Annotated in this window: 13 protein-coding genes; 5 read left to right on the plus strand and 8 right to left on the minus strand. The window is 54.7% G+C overall.

The genetic code is table 11. The features are described 5' to 3' along the window. Nucleotides 1–1,152 (minus strand): ABC transporter substrate-binding protein, encoded by a 1,152-nt coding sequence (locus ACPXV9_RS13845; RefSeq protein WP_423898207.1) that lies wholly within the window; start codon nucleotides 1,150–1,152, stop codon nucleotides 1–3. A gap of 232 nt (nucleotides 1,153–1,384) precedes the next feature. Between ACPXV9_RS13845 and ACPXV9_RS13850 the strand changes: the two genes are divergently transcribed. Then, entirely contained in the window at nucleotides 1,385–2,842 is a 1,458-nt protein-coding gene (locus ACPXV9_RS13850) for a patatin-like phospholipase family protein (protein WP_423898210.1), read from the plus strand. On the opposite strand, the gene trpC is transcribed toward ACPXV9_RS13850, so the two are convergent. From trpC to trpE, 4 genes are read right to left on the minus strand one after another with little or no spacing between them, the layout of a single operon-like run. After that, nucleotides 2,839–3,636, minus strand: coding sequence for an indole-3-glycerol phosphate synthase TrpC (gene trpC, locus ACPXV9_RS13855; RefSeq protein ID WP_423898212.1), 798 nt, complete (start codon nucleotides 3,634–3,636; stop codon nucleotides 2,839–2,841). The two genes, ACPXV9_RS13850 and trpC, sit on opposite strands and share 4 nt — an antisense overlap. 33 nt (nucleotides 3,637–3,669) lie before the next feature. Beyond that, the gene (trpD, locus tag ACPXV9_RS13860) at nucleotides 3,670–4,710 is read right to left on the minus strand and encodes an anthranilate phosphoribosyltransferase (RefSeq protein WP_423898215.1); all 1,041 of its coding nucleotides are present in this window, start codon (nucleotides 4,708–4,710) and stop codon (nucleotides 3,670–3,672) included. A 26-nt stretch (nucleotides 4,711–4,736) separates the two neighbouring features. Continuing rightward, nucleotides 4,737–5,315, minus strand: a complete 579-nt coding sequence (locus ACPXV9_RS13865; RefSeq protein ID WP_423898216.1) for an anthranilate synthase component II — start codon at nucleotides 5,313–5,315, stop codon at nucleotides 4,737–4,739. 17 nt (nucleotides 5,316–5,332) lie between these two features. Further along, nucleotides 5,333–6,799 carry an anthranilate synthase component I gene (gene trpE / locus ACPXV9_RS13870; protein WP_423898219.1) on the minus strand — a complete coding sequence of 489 codons (1,467 nt, stop codon included), beginning with the start codon at nucleotides 6,797–6,799 and terminating at the stop codon, nucleotides 5,333–5,335. 337 nt (nucleotides 6,800–7,136) lie between these two features. Here trpE and ACPXV9_RS13875 point away from each other — a divergent pair, with 337 nt between their 5' ends. Continuing rightward, a complete protein-coding gene (locus ACPXV9_RS13875; protein WP_423898221.1) occupies nucleotides 7,137–8,462 on the plus strand; it encodes an alpha/beta hydrolase fold domain-containing protein in 1,326 nt (441 codons plus the stop codon). A 43-nt stretch (nucleotides 8,463–8,505) separates the two neighbouring features. On the opposite strand, the gene rpe is transcribed toward ACPXV9_RS13875, so the two are convergent. Beyond that, nucleotides 8,506–9,195, minus strand: coding sequence for a ribulose-phosphate 3-epimerase (gene rpe, locus ACPXV9_RS13880; RefSeq protein WP_423898224.1), 690 nt, complete (start codon nucleotides 9,193–9,195; stop codon nucleotides 8,506–8,508). 53 nt (nucleotides 9,196–9,248) lie between these two features. Between rpe and ACPXV9_RS13885 the strand changes: the two genes are divergently transcribed. Beyond that, complete coding sequence (locus ACPXV9_RS13885; protein ID WP_423898226.1) at nucleotides 9,249–10,523, plus strand: DUF3530 family protein; 1,275 nt, start codon at nucleotides 9,249–9,251, stop codon at nucleotides 10,521–10,523. 30 nt (nucleotides 10,524–10,553) lie between these two features. Then, nucleotides 10,554–11,963 (plus strand): hypothetical protein, encoded by a 1,410-nt coding sequence (locus ACPXV9_RS13890; protein WP_423898227.1) that lies wholly within the window; start codon nucleotides 10,554–10,556, stop codon nucleotides 11,961–11,963. Between the two features lie 9 nt (nucleotides 11,964–11,972). Here ACPXV9_RS13890 and murU read toward each other — a convergent pair whose 3' ends face one another. Together murU and ACPXV9_RS13900 are read right to left on the minus strand one after the other, a co-directional pair. Next, nucleotides 11,973–12,659: an N-acetylmuramate alpha-1-phosphate uridylyltransferase MurU gene (gene murU / locus ACPXV9_RS13895; protein WP_423898345.1), complete on the minus strand. Its 687-nt coding sequence runs from the start codon at nucleotides 12,657–12,659 to the stop codon at nucleotides 11,973–11,975. Nucleotides 12,660–12,664: 5 nt separating this feature from the next. Next, a complete protein-coding gene (locus ACPXV9_RS13900; protein ID WP_423898228.1) occupies nucleotides 12,665–13,744 on the minus strand; it encodes an aminoglycoside phosphotransferase family protein in 1,080 nt (359 codons plus the stop codon). Between the two features lie 463 nt (nucleotides 13,745–14,207). Between ACPXV9_RS13900 and ACPXV9_RS13905 the strand changes: the two genes are divergently transcribed. Further along, complete coding sequence (locus ACPXV9_RS13905; protein ID WP_423898231.1) at nucleotides 14,208–16,616, plus strand: LPS-assembly protein LptD; 2,409 nt, start codon at nucleotides 14,208–14,210, stop codon at nucleotides 16,614–16,616. Nucleotides 16,617–16,640: the final 24 nt, after the last annotated feature.

Consider the following 16,640-nt stretch of genomic DNA (forward strand, 5'->3'; position numbering starts at 1 on the left):
TCAATCCGCTTCAATCCGTTGCTCAACAATCAACTGGTCAACAATCCGGGGCATAGCGAATTCGTAGCCTTTGTCATCCGGCGTTTGGTATTTTGAAAATACGGTGAAATCAATTTTCTCCCAGTTCGCCTGCTCAAAGGCCTGCAGATAATTTCCAACATTGCTGCGATCAATCACTGTGTTATCGACCCGCACGATGCTGCCACCCTGATCATCAAGACTCACCCCATTGAGATAATCGTAAAGCACCACCAGTGACCAGGCGCCGTGCAGGAACAGCCCGCCAACGGTACAGACGGCTTCACCCTGACGGACCTTTTTCATCAGTTCAACCGTGCCGTCGATACCACCGGTGAGTATGTCACGCCCGGGCTGCCGCCCCTGCTGTCTGGCGGCATCAATCACGCCCAGAGCAATATCGTCATTGCCCGACAGCACCACCGTAGTTTCCGGGTAGCGCTTCAATGCGGTAACGGTGAATTTATAACTCTCCTCACTGGACCAGTGACGGGCATAGAAAATCTGATGCAACACCACATTGTCGTATTCTCCAACGGCCCTGAGGAAGCCTTTTTCTCTGATCAAACCGACCGAGTCGGTTTTACTGCCAATAATGGCAAACACCTGAACCTTACCGTCTTGATCAAACAGCTGGTTGGCAATGGCCTCGTCGATCAGCTTTTTCGCCAAATCGTAACCGCTCTTTTCTTCATCCACCAAAATTTCTGCTACCCATTGACTGCCCTCAGCACCCGGGGCGCCGGTTTTGGCATAATCCAGTGGTATGGTGTGACTGACGGCGGGAGCCTGCCCCTGATCAATAAGTTCAATCAGAGATTGGTTCTGGCTTTTCATATTGATAAAGATAATGCCCTTATAAGAGCCATCCTTTTGAACCGCTTTCAGTGCCGACTGGCATTGGATCTGATCCGAGTTCAGGTAGTAAGGGGTCAGCTCAACCCCCAGATCATCGGCAGCCGCCTTGGAAAAAGCCCAATTCTGTTGCCAAAACGAGTGCTCTGGGTAGAGCGAGGAAAACCACGCAAATTTCAGCGTTTTGTCTTCTGCCAGCAGCGGGCCAGAAAAACAGGCCAGAACCACCAGACTCAAACACCACCGCAGCCTGATCAGGCCTATTACAACACCGGACATAAAGAAATCACCGTTTAAACGTCAGTCTGTATCAGATATCAGTGCCACGCTCGGTGCAAGCCCTGCAAACCCGAGCAAAGACCTACAACCGCCGCAAACATCTACTGAATTTACAGGGAATGGCAGCCAATAACATCCCACAAACAAGGGTCGCGGGCTATCCTGCTCCACTGTCTTATCCAGTATAATAGCCCTGTTTTACTGATCACCCCCACTACGGGCTACCGACGCCATGATTAGACCGAACCTTCGCAAATTACGCAGCATCCAGAAAGGCCTTAATAATGCCCAGTCGTTTCGTGAATGGCAGGAAATCGCCCAGGAATACGACCGCTCACTGGGGCTGGATGAATGGCGCGAGAAAGATCGCTCGGGGTACTACCCCTACGAGCTGCTGAAAGAGCAAATCAAGGCCATGCGCCACTATCGCAAGACGCAGCAGTTCAACCTGTTTATTCCCTATCTGAAAGAGTGTCTGCATCGCACCCTGGGAGAGTTGACCGATCCGCATTTATACAATGTGGCACTCACTGGCACCAAGCACCTGATCACTGAATACCTGGAGGAAGTGGAAACCTCCATTAAGGCCATCAGCGATGCCAAGCTGCCCGGTGTCTCGGAACAGGAAAAACTGGCCATGCTGCAACAGGCCGAGACCATCTTTGGCCGCACGGCCCTGATGCTCAGCGGTGGCGGATTGTTCGGCGTCTATCATCTGGGTGTGATCAAAGTTCTGCTGGAGCATGATCTGGTGCCCAATATTATTTCAGGCTCCAGCATGGGTGCCTTTATCAATGGCGTTTTGGGCACGCAAACCAACGAAGAACTGCTGGCTAACATCAACCGTCCGGAAGAATATTATGTGGAAGCTTTCGCCTGGCTAAAACCCGCTGAGATGCTGAAACGAAAAGCCCTGTTTGATCCCATGCAATTATTGAAATGCATGACTGCGAACTTTTCAGACCTGACGTTTAAGGAAGCGTTCGATCGCACTGGCCGCATTATTAACATCACCATATCGCCCACTCGCGCCGGTCAGAAACCCCGTATCCTGAATTACAAAACCGCACCCGACGCCCTTATCTCTTACGCAGCGCTGGCTTCCTGTGCCGTGCCTTTTGCCTTCCCCTCCACGCAACTGATGGAAAGAACAGCCAGCGGCGAGGTTCGCCCTTATATGGATTCAGAACTTTGGGCCGACGGCGCCGTCAATGGCGACATCCCTACCGGACGCATGAGTCGATTGCACAACGCCAATCACTTTATTGTCAGCCAGACTAACCCACACGTTCTGCCTTTTGTGCTGACCCGCGAAAGTGAAGGCGTTATTCCGTTCGCGCTGGACTTCGCCACATCCAGCCTGAAAGCTCAGTTGCACCAAACCATTACGGTCACCAAAAAACGGATCCAGAACCGCACCCTGCGCTTCTGGATGGATCGAGCCGATGCCGTGTTGGGGCAGGATTATATGGGCGATATTAATATCTACCCGGAACTGTCACTGAAGCGCTACAGAAAAATATTAACCAACCCGAATCATATGGACATGGTCAATTATATTGAGATGGGTGAGCGCGCCACCTGGCCCAAGCTGGCCATGATTGAAAATGAGACGCGCATCAGCCGAGTATTACAGGAATGCTGTAAAAAGCTGGAACAGAAGATAGAAACAGAGGCAAAAGCCTCTTAGTTAAACATTTCCAACAATTTAACGCCGGGATCTTCCGCCTTCATAAAGGCCTCGCCCACCAGAAAACCATGAACGTCATGGCCGCGCATGGCTTTGACATCATCGATGGTATGGATGCCACTTTCGGTAATAACGATACGATCGTCACCGATCGAATCCAACAGCGAGAAAGTGGTGTCCAGTGTGGTTTCAAAATTGTGTAAATTGCGATTATTGATGCCAATTAATTTATTGGGCAGGCGCAGTGCCAGCTCAAGCTCTGCCGCATCGTGCACTTCCACTAGCACATCCATGCCCAATTCATGAGCCAGAGTATTTAGAGCCTCCAGCTTATCGAACTCGAGAATGGCGACAATCAGCAGAATGCAATCGGCCCCCATGGCGCGCGCTTCATACACCTGATATTCGTCGACGATAAAATCCTTGCGAATCACGGGCAGAGACGAAGCCGTACGGGCTTCCTGCAAGTAGGCATCGGCACCCTGAAAAAAGTCCACATCGGTCAATACCGAGAGACAGGCCGCGCCACCTTTCTCGTAGCTGATGGCAATTTCTGCAGGATAAAAATCTTCGCGAATCACACCCTTACTGGGTGATGCTTTTTTCACCTCGGCAATAACACCCGCCAATCCCTGATCAATTTTGGACTGAATGGCTTTTACAAAACCGCGAGCGTCGGCTTGCTCGGCTACTTTGGCTTTCAATTCCTCAACAGAAACAACAGCCTGACGCTCAGCAATTTCTTCAAACTTTCGCTCGACAATTTTTTCCAGAATGGTTGGAATCTTACTCATAATACAACTCAAATTTTTGCTTAACGCGATGACTTACTCAGCCGCTTTCAGGCAGTCACTAAAGGCTGCCAGCTCGTTGATTTTTTCCCGGGCCAGGCCGGTAGCAATGGCATCCTGAGCCATGGCAATCCCTTCTTTCAAAGTATCTGCCACACCGGACACATAAATCGCAGCACCGGCATTTAAGGCAATAATATCCGCTGCCTTTTGCGCCTCATTGTTGCTGCGCTTGCCCAGCGCATCGTGGATCAGCGCCAATGATTCAACCGCACTGGAAACATCCAGACCAATCAGTGACTGACTGTCGATATCGAAGTCTTCCGGTTTGATACTGTACTCGCTCACCTGGCCATCTTTGAGTTCAGCCACATGGGTCGAGGTCGCCAGACTGATCTCATCCAGTCCGTCACCGGCGTGCACCACCATCACGTGCTCACTGCCGAGTCGGCCAAGCACTTCGGCCATGGGCGCACACAGAGCCTTGCTGAACACACCAATGACCTGACGCTTAACGCCGGCGGGATTAGTCATGGGCCCCAGCATATTAAAAATGGTACGCAGGCCCAGCTCACGGCGAGGACCAATGGCGTGCTTCATGGCACTGTGATGAGCCGGCGCAAACATAAAGCCGACACCAATGGCATCCACACAGCGGGCCACCTGATCCGGGGTCAGATCCAGCGCCACACCGGCGGCCTCCAACACATCGGCACTACCAGTGGAGGACGACACCGAGCGATTGCCGTGCTTGGCCACCCGGCCACCAGCAGCCGCTACGACAAACGCTGAAGCGGTAGAGACATTGAACAGGTTGGCGCCATCGCCACCGGTACCACAGGTATCCACCAGATTAGGGGAATCGATCTCAACCCGGGCAGCCAGATTGCGCATCACCTGAGCGGCGCCGGTAATTTCATCCAGAGTCTCCCCCTTCAGACGCAACGCCACCAGAAAACCACCGATCTGAGCCGGCGTTGCTTCGCCGGTCATCACCTGCTGCATAACGTCCGCCATCTCTGCGGTGGTCAGATGGCGACCTTCGACGACGGCGGTCAGAGCCTGTTTGATATCCATAGTGTTATCTCTTTCTTATTGTTCTGTTAGCGCTCAAGAAAATTGCGCAGCAAATCGTGACCATGTTCAGTAAGAATGGACTCCGGATGAAACTGCACACCCTCCACATCCAGTTCGCGATGACGCACACCCATGATTTCATCCATGCTGCCGTCGGCGTTTTCAGTCCAGGCGGTAATTTCCAGACACTCGGGCAGGGATTCTTTTTCAATCACCAGCGAGTGGTAACGGGTGGCCTGATAGGGGTTGGTCAAACCTTTGAACACACCCACATCGCCATGGTGAATTGGCGAGGTCTTACCGTGCATTACCTGTCCGGCGCGAACGATCTTGCCACCATAGGCCTGACCAATACTCTGGTGTCCCAGACAAATACCCAGCAGTGGAATCTTACCGGCAAAGGCTTCAATCGCGGCGATGGAAATGCCCGCCTCATTGGGCGTACAGGGGCCCGGAGAAATGACAATTTTTTCCGGGGCCATGGCCTCGATATCGGCAACGGTGACTTCGTCGTTGCGCACTACTTTTACGTCAGCCTTGAGTTCACCGAGGTACTGCACCACGTTGTAGGTAAAGGAGTCGTAGTTATCAATCATTAAAATCACAGCGTTCTCCCCTTACCTTACAGAACCATATCCACAGCGCGGAAAATGGCGCGGGCTTTGTTCATGGTTTCTTTCCACTCCAACTCAGGCTTCGAGTCGGCGACCACACCGGCACCGGCCTGTACGTAAAGTGTCTTGTCTTTGATCACCGCCGTGCGAATGGCAATGGCGGTATCCATATTGCCGTTCCAGGCCAGATAGCCCACCGCGCCACCGTAGATGCCACGCTTCTCGCTCTCGAGTTCGTCAATGATTTCCATGGCGCGAATCTTCGGTGCACCGGACAAGGTGCCCGCCGGCAGCGCCGCACGCAGGACATCCATGGCGTCCACATCGTCACGCACCTGACCGGTGACATTGGAAGTAATGTGCATCACATGGGAATAGCGCTCGACCACCATCTTGTCCGTGAGTTTTACCTCACCCACTTTGGCTACCCGGCCGACGTCATTGCGACCCAGATCAATCAGCATCAGGTGCTCGGCAATTTCTTTGGGATCGTTGAGCATGTCCTGCTCCAGCGCCAGATCCTCGGCTTCTGTATGACCACGACGACGGGTACCGGCAATGGGTCGTACCGTCACTTCACCGTCTTCAAGACGCGCCAGAATTTCCGGACTGGCGCCCACCACATGGTGATCGCCCAAATCCAGGTAATACATATAGGGTGAAGGATTGAGGCAACGCAATGCCCGGTAGAGGTTCAACGGCTCGGCATCAAACGGCAACGACAAGCGCTGGGAAATCACCACCTGCATGGTATCACCCGAGAGCACATACTCTTTGATATTGGCCACGGCTTCTTTGAAGTTGTCTTCACCAAAACTGGATTTGAATTGCCCCTCGCGAACGGCGTCGCCCGACAACTTCATCGGTGCCGTGTCCGGAGTGATATCGCGCAACTTGGCCACCAGCTGATCCAGTCGGTCACTGGCTTTTGCAAACGCGTCGTCTTCGGCTGGGTCGGCGTGAACAATCACGGTCAATTTGCCCGACAGATTATCGAACACCAACACTTCGTCAGACACCATCAGCAGGATATCCGGATTACCAATGGTATCCTGCGGCTGTGACGCCTTCAGTTTGGGTTCCACATAGCGCACACAGTCGTAGCCGAAATAACCCACGAGGCCGCCGTTGAACATTGGCAGGCCATCTTGTTCGGCAACCCGGTAACGCTCTTTGAATTGCATCACAAAAGCCAGCGGATCATCACTCTGATGACGCTCCACTGCAACGCCGTCGGTCTCGATCACAATGTCGCTGCCCGACACCTTGAGTACTGTACGAGCCGGCAGACCAATCATGGAGTAACGGCCCCATTTTTCGCCGCCCTGCACCGACTCAAACAAATAGCTGTAACGGCCCTGGGCCAATTTAAGGTAACTCGACAGCGGCGTATCCAGATCCGCCAGCACTTCCCGGGCCACGGGAATGCGATTAAATCCTGCCGCAGCCAGACGACTAAATTCTTCAGGTGACATGGTTATGTCCTTGTTTTTTTAAACTTGTGAAAATCAGCGATCAAATACGGCGCTCAACACAGCGCCTCGAGCCCATGGGCCCGCTTTCAAAAGGAGGGAATTACTGACGCCATCGCCCTGCGAACATCCGTTCGCATCGAGCCATTTGCTTTGTGCTCACAAGTACACCTAAAAACCGTTAAAAATGAATAGCGCCGTAGTGTAACCACTCGCCTCGACACTGTACAGGCAGGTGCCGTAATTAATGGGCTTCAAGGCCATTGGGATGTTTGTAGAAGCCCCATAAAAACTCTAATATCGTGCGCATCAATAATAATAGTTACAGAGATTTATTCTGATGGATTGGATACTCGCTCTTCTGGCGGCGTTTAACACCGCATCAATGGCCACCGTTCTCTACGATCGCCGCACCAAGCGCATAGCACCACCCTGGACCCGCTTTGCCTATTCACTGATCACAACCGAGCTGGCCTGGCTCTGGCTTCCCACCCAAATGATTCTGGCCCTGTTACTGTGCTTTGCCGGCGCACTGCAGTCAGGTCTGGGCCTCTTTGCCCTGCTGGTTTTGATTGTCAGTTGGGGCGGTCTGGTCAGTAACATCAAGAAAGCCTTTATGGCCGAACAGCTAACCGAAGAAGCGCTGCAGGAAGAGCTGGGCAACCATTATCTGCAGGAAATCACGCCCGAGCTGCGCCATCGGGTTGAAAATCATGCGGACGCCAAAGAGTGGCTCAATCCTTTTAAAATGCAGCGCGAAGACGTCGAAGTCATCAAGGATATTGCCTATGGCCCCAATGGGGTGCGCCAACATCTGGACATCTATCGTCCCAAGCATTTGCCCAAACAGGGCTGCCCGGTACTGCTGCAAATTCATGGTGGCGCCTGGACCATCGGCACCAAGGATTCACAAGCCTTGCCACTGATGCAGCTGATGGCCAGCAAGGGCTGGATCTGTGTTGCCATCAACTATCGCCTCAGCCCCAGTGTCGGCTTCCCCACCCATCTGGAAGACTGTAAGCGCGCACTGTGCTGGATTAAAACTCAGGGGCAGGAATACGGCATGAACCCGGACTTTGTGGCCGTAACCGGCGGTTCAGCCGGAGGCCATCTCACCAGCCTGATGGGGCTCACGGCCAATATGCCAGAACTGCAACAAGACTACCCGGATGTGGACACCTCGTTGCAGGCGGTGGTGCCTTTTTATGGCGTCTACGATGTGATCGGTAAGATGGATAACAGCAGCCGGGACATGTTTGTAAACTTTCTGCAGCACAAGGTGATCTTTGACACCCCTGAAGACAACCCTGAACTGTGGGATCTGGCGTCTCCGGTCACCCACCTGCGCCCGGGACTACCGCCGTTTATGATGGTTCAGGGACAGATCGACAGCCTCACCACCGTGGCGGGCGCGCGCCTGTTCCACCAGAGATTGAAACAACAGGACAATACGGCGGTGTATCTGGAACTGCTGGGCGCCGAGCACGCCTTCGACACCATTCACTCGCCACGCACCGATGCGGTGATCAAGGGCGTCCATCGCTTTCTGGAGTGGTCTCGCAGTAAGCACCTTGAGAGCAAACAGGCAGCCACTGAAACGAAAACGCCTGAAGCCATCACCCCCGCCGATCAAAGCAACAAGGATCAACCGGTGGCAGAAGCCTGACGCACAACAGCACACAGGGCCGGACTCAACCGGCCCAACACAATCAAACTTGCGCCAACTGCTCGCGCATGGCGGCAATGGCCGCGGCGTAATCACCCTTGCCAAAGATCGCAGAGCCGGCCACAAACGTATCGGCACCCGCTGCTGCAATTTCCCGGATGTTATCTGCAGTCACACCACCATCAATCTCCAGACGGATCGGTTTGCGTCCGGGCTCAGCCGCCACAATCTCATCGATGGCGGCACGGGCTTCGCGTAACTTATCGATGGTATATGGGATGAACTTCTGACCGCCAAAGCCCGGGTTCACCGACATCAGCAGCAACATATCCAGCTTCGGCAACACGTGGCGAACCGACTCCAGGGTGGTAGCAGGGTTAAGCACCAGACCGGCTTCACAACCTGCCTGCTGAATCAGTTGAATGGAGCGATCCACGTGCTTTGACGCCTCGGGATGGAAGGTAATGATGCTGGCGCCGGCATCGGCAAATTGACCGATCAGATCATCCACCGGCTCCACCATCAGGTGCACATCAATAGGGGCGGTAATACCGTAATTGCGCAATGCTTTACACACCATGGGACCTACCGTCAGATTGGGCACATAATGGTTATCCATCACGTCAAAGTGCACAATATCGGCGCCTGCGGCCAAAACATTTTCAACTTCCTCTCCTAAACGGGCAAAATCTGCCGCTAATATGGATGGAGCTATTTTAAAATCCTGTTGCATGAGAACCTCTGCACTCTGTAATTGACCGGACCAACGTTAAGACAAACATAACTATGAAGTGCGCGCATTGTACTGAAAACCAACAGCCTAGCCCACCAACAAAAAGCCGCGGCGGGCATCTCCTGTCTGCGATCCTGCTGTGGCTGCTCGCAGCCCCCGGCTGGAGTCAGGCACCCGCTGACACGGCACCGGTTGATCCCGCAACCGCGGCCAGCACAGACGCCGCATCAGCCGATCTCACTGCTGCTCCGCCCACGCCAGAGGAGCCTCCCATCTACACCTCGCGCAGCGAGCGCGACATGAAACTGCTGGAAAAGTCTCTGGGTGAGCAGGATTCGGTGATCTGGCTCGAGGGCCTTGGCGGCCCGTTTCTGGCCCTCTACGAAGAAGACATCGGCACCGACCCCGAGGGCGCCGTGCTGATTCTGCACGCCGAGGGACAACACACCAACTGGCCCACAACCATCGAGCGGATCCGCAGCACCCTTCCCTATCACGGCTGGATCACACTGGCCACCAGCCTGCCCAACCCTGCGGAAACCGAAAAGCCCAAAAGAACCCTGCCGGCCAACCCCGTCCCGACCACTCAACCGCCGCTGACCGACGCCACCGGCAGTAGCAATGCCGCGCAAAACACACCGGCGCCAGGCGAGTCCACAGCAGACCAAACTCCGGCAGAACAGACACAGGCCGACCCGGCGACCACAGAGCCCCGGGCCGAAGCCGGCGAAGAAAACGAAATTTTTGATGACACCACCGGCGCACTGAGCGACGGCAATCTGCAGACCGAGTCTGCCTCAAGCAACGAAGAACCGGTGCCACCGCAACTGAACCCGGAGGACATTGCCCACAGCCGGATTGAAGCCGCCATTCGCCACCTCAACGATCAGGGTATTTTCAATATTGTCCTGCTCGGTGACGGTGTGGGTGCGGCCCGCGCCGGCCATTACCTCGGCAGCCTCCCCGAGCCCAAACCGAAAAAGCGCGGTGAAAAGCCCATCAAACCGATTCGCGCCATGATCATTATCAATGCCCGCAATACCTCACCACGAGGCGATATCAATCTGCTCAGCAGTCTGTACGATTCGGAATTACCCACTCTGGATATTTACTTTGGCACCCACCAGCAGGACAACCGCGACAGCATTGAGCGCAAGAAATACGCTTTGCGCAATGGCTTCAAAACCTACCAGCAAATCCTGCTGCCCGAACTCAGCCACAACACCATGCTCGGTGAAAACCGCCTCAGTAAACGAGTGCGCGGTTTTCTGAGTAAATACGCCAAGGGTGTAAAAGTGGAAAACGCCATCGTAAATCGCAGACAATAGAACCCGAATGGCGCAACCGGCTTCAACCACATGACATTGACCATCCGACTCCAGCTTCTGGCACTGCTGTTACTGGCGCTGCCATTACTGCCCAACATCAGCGGAGCGATACAAGCCAACCAAACCCTGCGCTTTGAATGCCTGATTCCACCGGAAAATCCGCTCTATGAGCAGCTAATCGACATTCACCAACAGGTCTTTGAGCCACTCGGTTACCGCATAGAGTTTGTCCCGAGCCAGATTCGCTCCGGTGGTTTCGAGCAATTGATCCGTGGAGAGCTCGATGGCAGCTGCGGTCGCACCAACGATGCCTTCAGCAGCAATCCCGAATTTCACAACCAGGTGATCTCACTCGACACCCCGGTATTCAATTACAGCCTGATGGCGATCAGCAACACGCCACTCAGTCAGCAGCAACTGTTGAAAGCAACACTCGGCAGTTCGCCTGTGACTCAGGTATTCCATGAAAAATTACAAACCATGGGACTGAACCTGCAAACGTTTGACAGCGAACAGGCCATGTTTGAAGCATTCAAACAAAAACGCCTAGACGGCATTATTGCGTTTAACCCTCTGTTTGGGTTTGCCCCAGCCATTGCCGCGGAGCTCAGGGACAAGCCAACCCAGCGGCTGATTCTCTCAAGCATCAAACCGGCACTGCACCGCAAACACGGAGAGTTGATACAACACGCCCAAAAAAGCCTGAATCTCTGGTACCAGCGGCAAAAAAAGCAGCTGCTCATTGACGCTCAGGATAACGCCAAAGCCATTCAGCAAGACCTGCAACAGCAACCACACAACCAGCCAAAAACCATCACGTTCAGCTGTGGCACCAAGCAGTGGGACCCGGCCTATGGCTTTGGTTTGCAACTGTTTGGCAAAGCCTTTGAAGATCTCGGCTACAACTTTGAGATGATCTCCGTACCGAAAAGTCGCGAGCAAACCATGCTGGCGTCCGGCCAGGTGGACGGCTCCTGCGGCCTGACTTCACATAAAAACCAGATCACCGGGGCCAATTTGATACCCGTAGACTTCCTGCTGTTTTCTTATCATGTGAATCTCTGGAGCAGCAAACTGCAGCCCATGCTGCGGGACTACAGCGAGATTCCCGATGGAGCCTCCGTGTCCTACACCCGCAGTCTGATGGTACTGGAAGATATTATGCTGTCACTGCCCCACACCATCGCCACCGGCAGCATCAATGTCGAGCAGATGCTGCGCCTTACCGCCGCGGGCAGATCGGATTATGGTCTGGGCGTGGACAATTTTATCCACAGTTACAAGCGCATCAACATTCTCAACAACGACATGTATTTGATTATGCGCAGCGGGCCCTACCGTTTCTACGCCTACCTGACCCCGGAAAATCAGGCGCTGGCCGCACCACTCGCCAGAACCCTGAAAACACTGTTTCCAGACTACCGGCCACCGGCCCTTTAACAGCGGGTATTAATCCCCCTGACTCAGCAACCTGTCCAGCTGCTGCAGACGTTCGGGAGTCCCGACATCCACCCAGTGCCCGGTGAACACCTCGCCCCGCAGACGCCCCTGATCCATCGCCCAGAAAAAAGCTTCGCGCAGCGGGAAATACTCCCGGCGCTCGGGAAAATCGGCAATCAGCTGCGGTCTCAGCACACTGACACCGCTAAAAGTGAAACTGTCACACCCCTGGGTCAACGGCTGCAAGACGCCATCGCCACCTTCGCGAAAGCAGAAATTACCCTGCTCACAATGATCCGGGTTGGGCACCAGCAGCAAATGCCCCAGGCACGCCTCAGGCAAGTCCGATTGGATCAGCGCCCTAAGATCGCAATCAGTCCAGACATCGCCATTGATCAACAGAAAGGGATCCTCCCCCAGCTGTGACAGGACCCGATTGATGGCACCGCCGGTCTCAAGAGGCTTGCCCTCTTCAGAGTACTCGATACTCAAACCAAACCGGGAACCATCACCCAATGACTCCCGGACCAGATGCCCGAGGTGAGCGATATTGATAATGACCTCGCGCACCCCCGCAGCCTGCAACCTCATCAGATGATGCTCGATCAATGGCCGGCCCGCCACCGGCAACAGCGGTTTGGGCAGGTAATCGGTCAGAGGGCGCATACGCTTGCCCAGACCGGCGGCCAGAATCATGGCCTTCACGATCCCTCTCCCGCCAACTGGTAATCAAGGTACCAGGGCTGCTGTTCACACAGGGGGATGAGCGTGCGGCGAAACCAGTCGGCGAACCCTGCCAACTCGGGATAGCTGTCGGCCACTTCCAGGGTATAGCGAATCACCAGAGGCAGATCATTCAGGTAACCCGACTTGCCATCGCGCAACCACAGCCGGGCAAAAATACCCAGAACCTTGATATGGCGCTGCAACCCCATCCAATCAAACCACTGCAGCCACTGCTGCTGACAGAGATCGTCGACCAGCCCCACATCTTCAACCATGGTGCCGTATGCCAGCGCCCACTGCTCGACCCGGGCCCTTGGCCAGCGGACATAACAATCGCGTAACAGCGAAACCAGGTCATAGGTCACCGGCCCCAACACCGCGTCCTGAAAATCAATGACGCCCGGTGCCTGACCCTCGCGGTACATCAGATTGCGCGAATGAAAATCCCGATGTACGCACACCTGCGGCTGCTGCAGAGCGACCTGAGTCAGCTGATCGTAGAAATCATTGAGCATGGTCCGCTCAGCGCTATCGAGTTCATAGTCCAACAACTGCGGCACAAACCACTGATCAAACAGCTGCATCTCCTGCCTTAAAAGCTGAGCATCGTAGATGGGCAACTCAAAGCCCGGTTCGGGTTCTGGCAGCGGGCTTTGCTGTAAGCGCAGCAGCGACAGCAACACCTCACCGTAGAGCATGTCCACGGATTCCGAGGTTAATTCGTCCTGCAGAGGTCGATCGCCGAAATCCTCAAGCAGCAGAAAACCCCGCTCGAAGTCCACGGCCACCACCTCGGGGGCGTGAACCCCCTGCCCAATAAAGTGCCGGGCCAGTGCGACAAAGGCGTGATTCTTCTCTACCGCCGGTGGCGCATAGACCGCCAGCAATCCCGGCTGAACATTGAGACGAAAATAACAACGAAAACCGGCATCCCCACCCAACGGGTCCAACACCAGTTTTTTCGGACACTGCCACTGATGCTGCTGCAACTGTTGAGACACCCAACTGGCCAGCGCCTCAATCACTTCCCCACACAGGGAAACCTCGTCATTCATCCTTTATTCACCCCATCCTGCCGGCTTTATTTTATTCTCTCGATCAAGAGGCTCGGAATTCTACCTGAGCAGTAGCCTAAAGCCAGCATCCCAAGTAGAATCCCCTCCTTAAATTGAAAAAAAGCAATAATGACCAGAAGGGATTTCCTCACTAATGCCCCTGCATAACTCTTTGCTGAGAAGACACATCCGTCTTGCTATACAGCCAAAACCTGCTTCTGCCCTCTGCGCTCTGGGTCTTCTGGCCGCATTGCCAGTCACTCCGATCCAGGCCGAAGAAAGCCACCAACAGTGGAACTGTTCACCCGGAGCCAATGGCCAGGGCTGGACCTGTAATCAACAGGCGGTACCGGGCCCGGCCTACCAGCGCCCCCATCACAGTTTCAAAAAGCTGACCCGCAAAACCGGCGCTGCCGGTGCCGCTGTTGCGATCACCAAACCGCGCAGTCTGCCAGCCGCTGAAGTGGACTGGGTTGATGAAGCAGACCTTAACGAAGAGCAAAAACTGGCACAAAAGCCCGGTTGTTGTGGCGCCTATGTCCAGCCGGAACAAACTCATGAAGATGCCGAGCTCAAGCCTGAAGACGCGCCACTGCGCGCCAGTGCCGACCGCTCCGAAGTGCAGCAGGAATCTGTTGCCAAACTGGAAGGCGACGTACGTCTGACTCAGGGCTATCGGATACTCGAGGCCGACGAGGCCACACTGGATCAGGCAGCCAATACCGCCAACCTGAAGGGCAATATTCGCATTCGTGAACCCGGACTGCTGCTGACCGGCTCCAGCGCCGATGTTGACATGAACAGCAACGACGCCGTCATCAATAACGCCAGCTATCTGCTCCACGACGCCGGTCTGCGCGGCGATGCCGGCGAGCTGCAGCACCTCAGCGACAACCGCATGGTGATGCAAAACGCCTCGCTGACCCAGTGCGAACCCGACAGCAATCTGTGGCACTTTGAGAGCAGCGAGCTGGAAATTGATCCAAACACCCTGCAGGGCAAGGGCAAACACGTCCGTCTGAAGATCAAGGATGTGCCGGTGTTCTACACCCCCTACATCCAGTTCCCGATTGGCAGCCAGCGCATGACCGGTTTCCTGTTCCCATCCTTCAGTCAGGGTGAGGACAACGGTCTGGACATTTCCACGCCCTTTTACCTGAATCTGGCACCCAATTACGACGCCACCATCACCCCACGTTACATCGGTGAGCGCGGCGAAATGCTGGAACTGGAAGGTCGTCACATGTCCGCCAACAGCGAGACCGATCTGAGCCTTGCGCATCTCTATGATGACAAAGGCGGTGACGACTCCGACCTGCTGAAGCTGGTGGAAGCCGGCGACCCTGACGCCATTGATCGCTACCACAAAGGTGATGATCGCTGGCTGGCAGACTTTAACCACCGCGCCAACTACAGCTCCGGTGTCTACACCATCGTTGATTACACCCGGGTCAGTGACAAGGATTTCTTCCAGGATCTGGACACCACCAGTCTGGAAGTGAACAGCGCCACGCATTTAAAAGAAACCGGCACTGTGGGTTACCGCACCCAGAACTGGCACAGCAAAATCAAAGTGGAGCAGTACCAGACTATTTCAAGAACCGCAGAATCGCCTTACCAGCAGATGCCTCGGATCAATATTGATGGCAACTACGATCTGGGCTGGGACCTCAAGGCTGAACTGAACCACGAGTACACCGAATTCGATCACCGCGATGCCGACAGCGAAGCCTGGGCAACCGGTCAGCGTGGCTACGTTGATTATGGCCTGACTTGGGACAAGAGCTGGATCTGGGGCTTCTTTAAACCGGGCATCAGCGTCAAACACCTGAGCTACGAGCTGGACGACAAACACCTGATTGCAGGTGCCAGCGATTCACCGAGCTTTACCGTACCTCAGGGCAGCCTCGATATGGGCCTCTACTTTGAGCGCGACGGCAGTATGTTTGGTCACGGCTACCTGCAAACCTTCGAGCCCCGCCTGTACTACTTCTACAGCGATTACGAAAATCAGGACGAGCTGATCGGGATTGAAACCGATGGCGACAGCATTGACTTCGACTCGTCTGAACTGACGTTCAGCTACAGCCAGCTGTTTCGCGATCGTCGTTTCGCCGGCCATGATCGCATCGGCGATGACAACCGCCTGTCGGTGGGTCTGACCACCCGCTTTATCGAAATGGCCTCTGGTATCGAGCGCTTCCGCGCCAGCCTTGGCCAGATCTACTACTACGATGATCGCGCAGTTGACCTGACGCTGACCAGTGAAGAGGCACGCGCCAACGCCCTCAACACCGCCAACGATTCGGAGATTGCTCTGGAACTGGCCGGCCGCATCTACGACCACTGGCAGCTGTCCACCAGCCTGATGCTTGATGATGACAACAACGACAAAGCCAGCCGCGGCAACTTCAGCCTGCGCTATCGCGACGACGATTATCGCCTGATCAACCTCAGCTACCGCTATGTGCGAAAAGATCCGGTGGCCGATGTCAACGACGTCGACAACGATCTGGATGTGACCGAACTGATCGATCGCGACGTTGAGCAAGCGGATCTGTCTTTCGCCTGGCCCCTGACCGATGACTGGAACATCGTCGGCCGCTATAACCACGACATCACCAACAGCCGTGAGCTGGAAACTCTGGCCGGACTGGAATACAACGATTGCTGCTATCGGGTGCGTATCGTCGCGCGTAAATGGCTCGACACCGACCTGCAATCCATCGTCGATGACACCCTGCTGGAAGACGATCAGGGCATCTTCTTTGAATTCCAGCTCAAAGGACTGGGCAGCATTGGCAGCAAGCTGGAAGGCATCCTCAGTGATGGCATCTATGGCTACGACCTGCGCGAGCAAAACCTGAAGTAATGCGCGCAGCAGTTAATAAAAGTA

Origin of the sequence: Candidatus Pelagadaptatus aseana (assembly GCF_040362265.1) — a bacterium.
GTDB classification, from domain to species: Bacteria; Pseudomonadota; Gammaproteobacteria; order Pseudomonadales; family Cellvibrionaceae; genus Pelagadaptatus; species Pelagadaptatus aseana.

Bases quoted from the DNA above. Each gene is read 5' to 3' on its own strand.
- ACPXV9_RS13845 (WP_423898207.1), bottom strand. From the start codon at position 1,152: ATGTCCGGTGTTGTAATAGGCCTGATCAGGCTGCGGTGGTGTTTGAGT.
- ACPXV9_RS13850 (WP_423898210.1), top strand. From the start codon at position 1,385: ATGATTAGACCGAACCTTCGCAAATTACGCAGCATCCAGAAAGGCCTT.
- trpC (WP_423898212.1), bottom strand. From the start codon at position 3,636: ATGAGTAAGATTCCAACCATTCTGGAAAAAATTGTCGAGCGAAAGTTT.
- trpD (WP_423898215.1), bottom strand. From the start codon at position 4,710: ATGGATATCAAACAGGCTCTGACCGCCGTCGTCGAAGGTCGCCATCTG.
- trpE (WP_423898219.1), bottom strand. From the start codon at position 6,799: ATGTCACCTGAAGAATTTAGTCGTCTGGCTGCGGCAGGATTTAATCGC.
- ACPXV9_RS13875 (WP_423898221.1), top strand. From the start codon at position 7,137: ATGGATTGGATACTCGCTCTTCTGGCGGCGTTTAACACCGCATCAATG.
- rpe (WP_423898224.1), bottom strand. From the start codon at position 9,195: ATGCAACAGGATTTTAAAATAGCTCCATCCATATTAGCGGCAGATTTT.
- ACPXV9_RS13885 (WP_423898226.1), top strand. From the start codon at position 9,249: ATGAAGTGCGCGCATTGTACTGAAAACCAACAGCCTAGCCCACCAACA.
- ACPXV9_RS13890 (WP_423898227.1), top strand. From the start codon at position 10,554: ATGACATTGACCATCCGACTCCAGCTTCTGGCACTGCTGTTACTGGCG.
- murU (WP_423898345.1), bottom strand. From the start codon at position 12,659: ATGATTCTGGCCGCCGGTCTGGGCAAGCGTATGCGCCCTCTGACCGAT.
- ACPXV9_RS13900 (WP_423898228.1), bottom strand. From the start codon at position 13,744: ATGAATGACGAGGTTTCCCTGTGTGGGGAAGTGATTGAGGCGCTGGCC.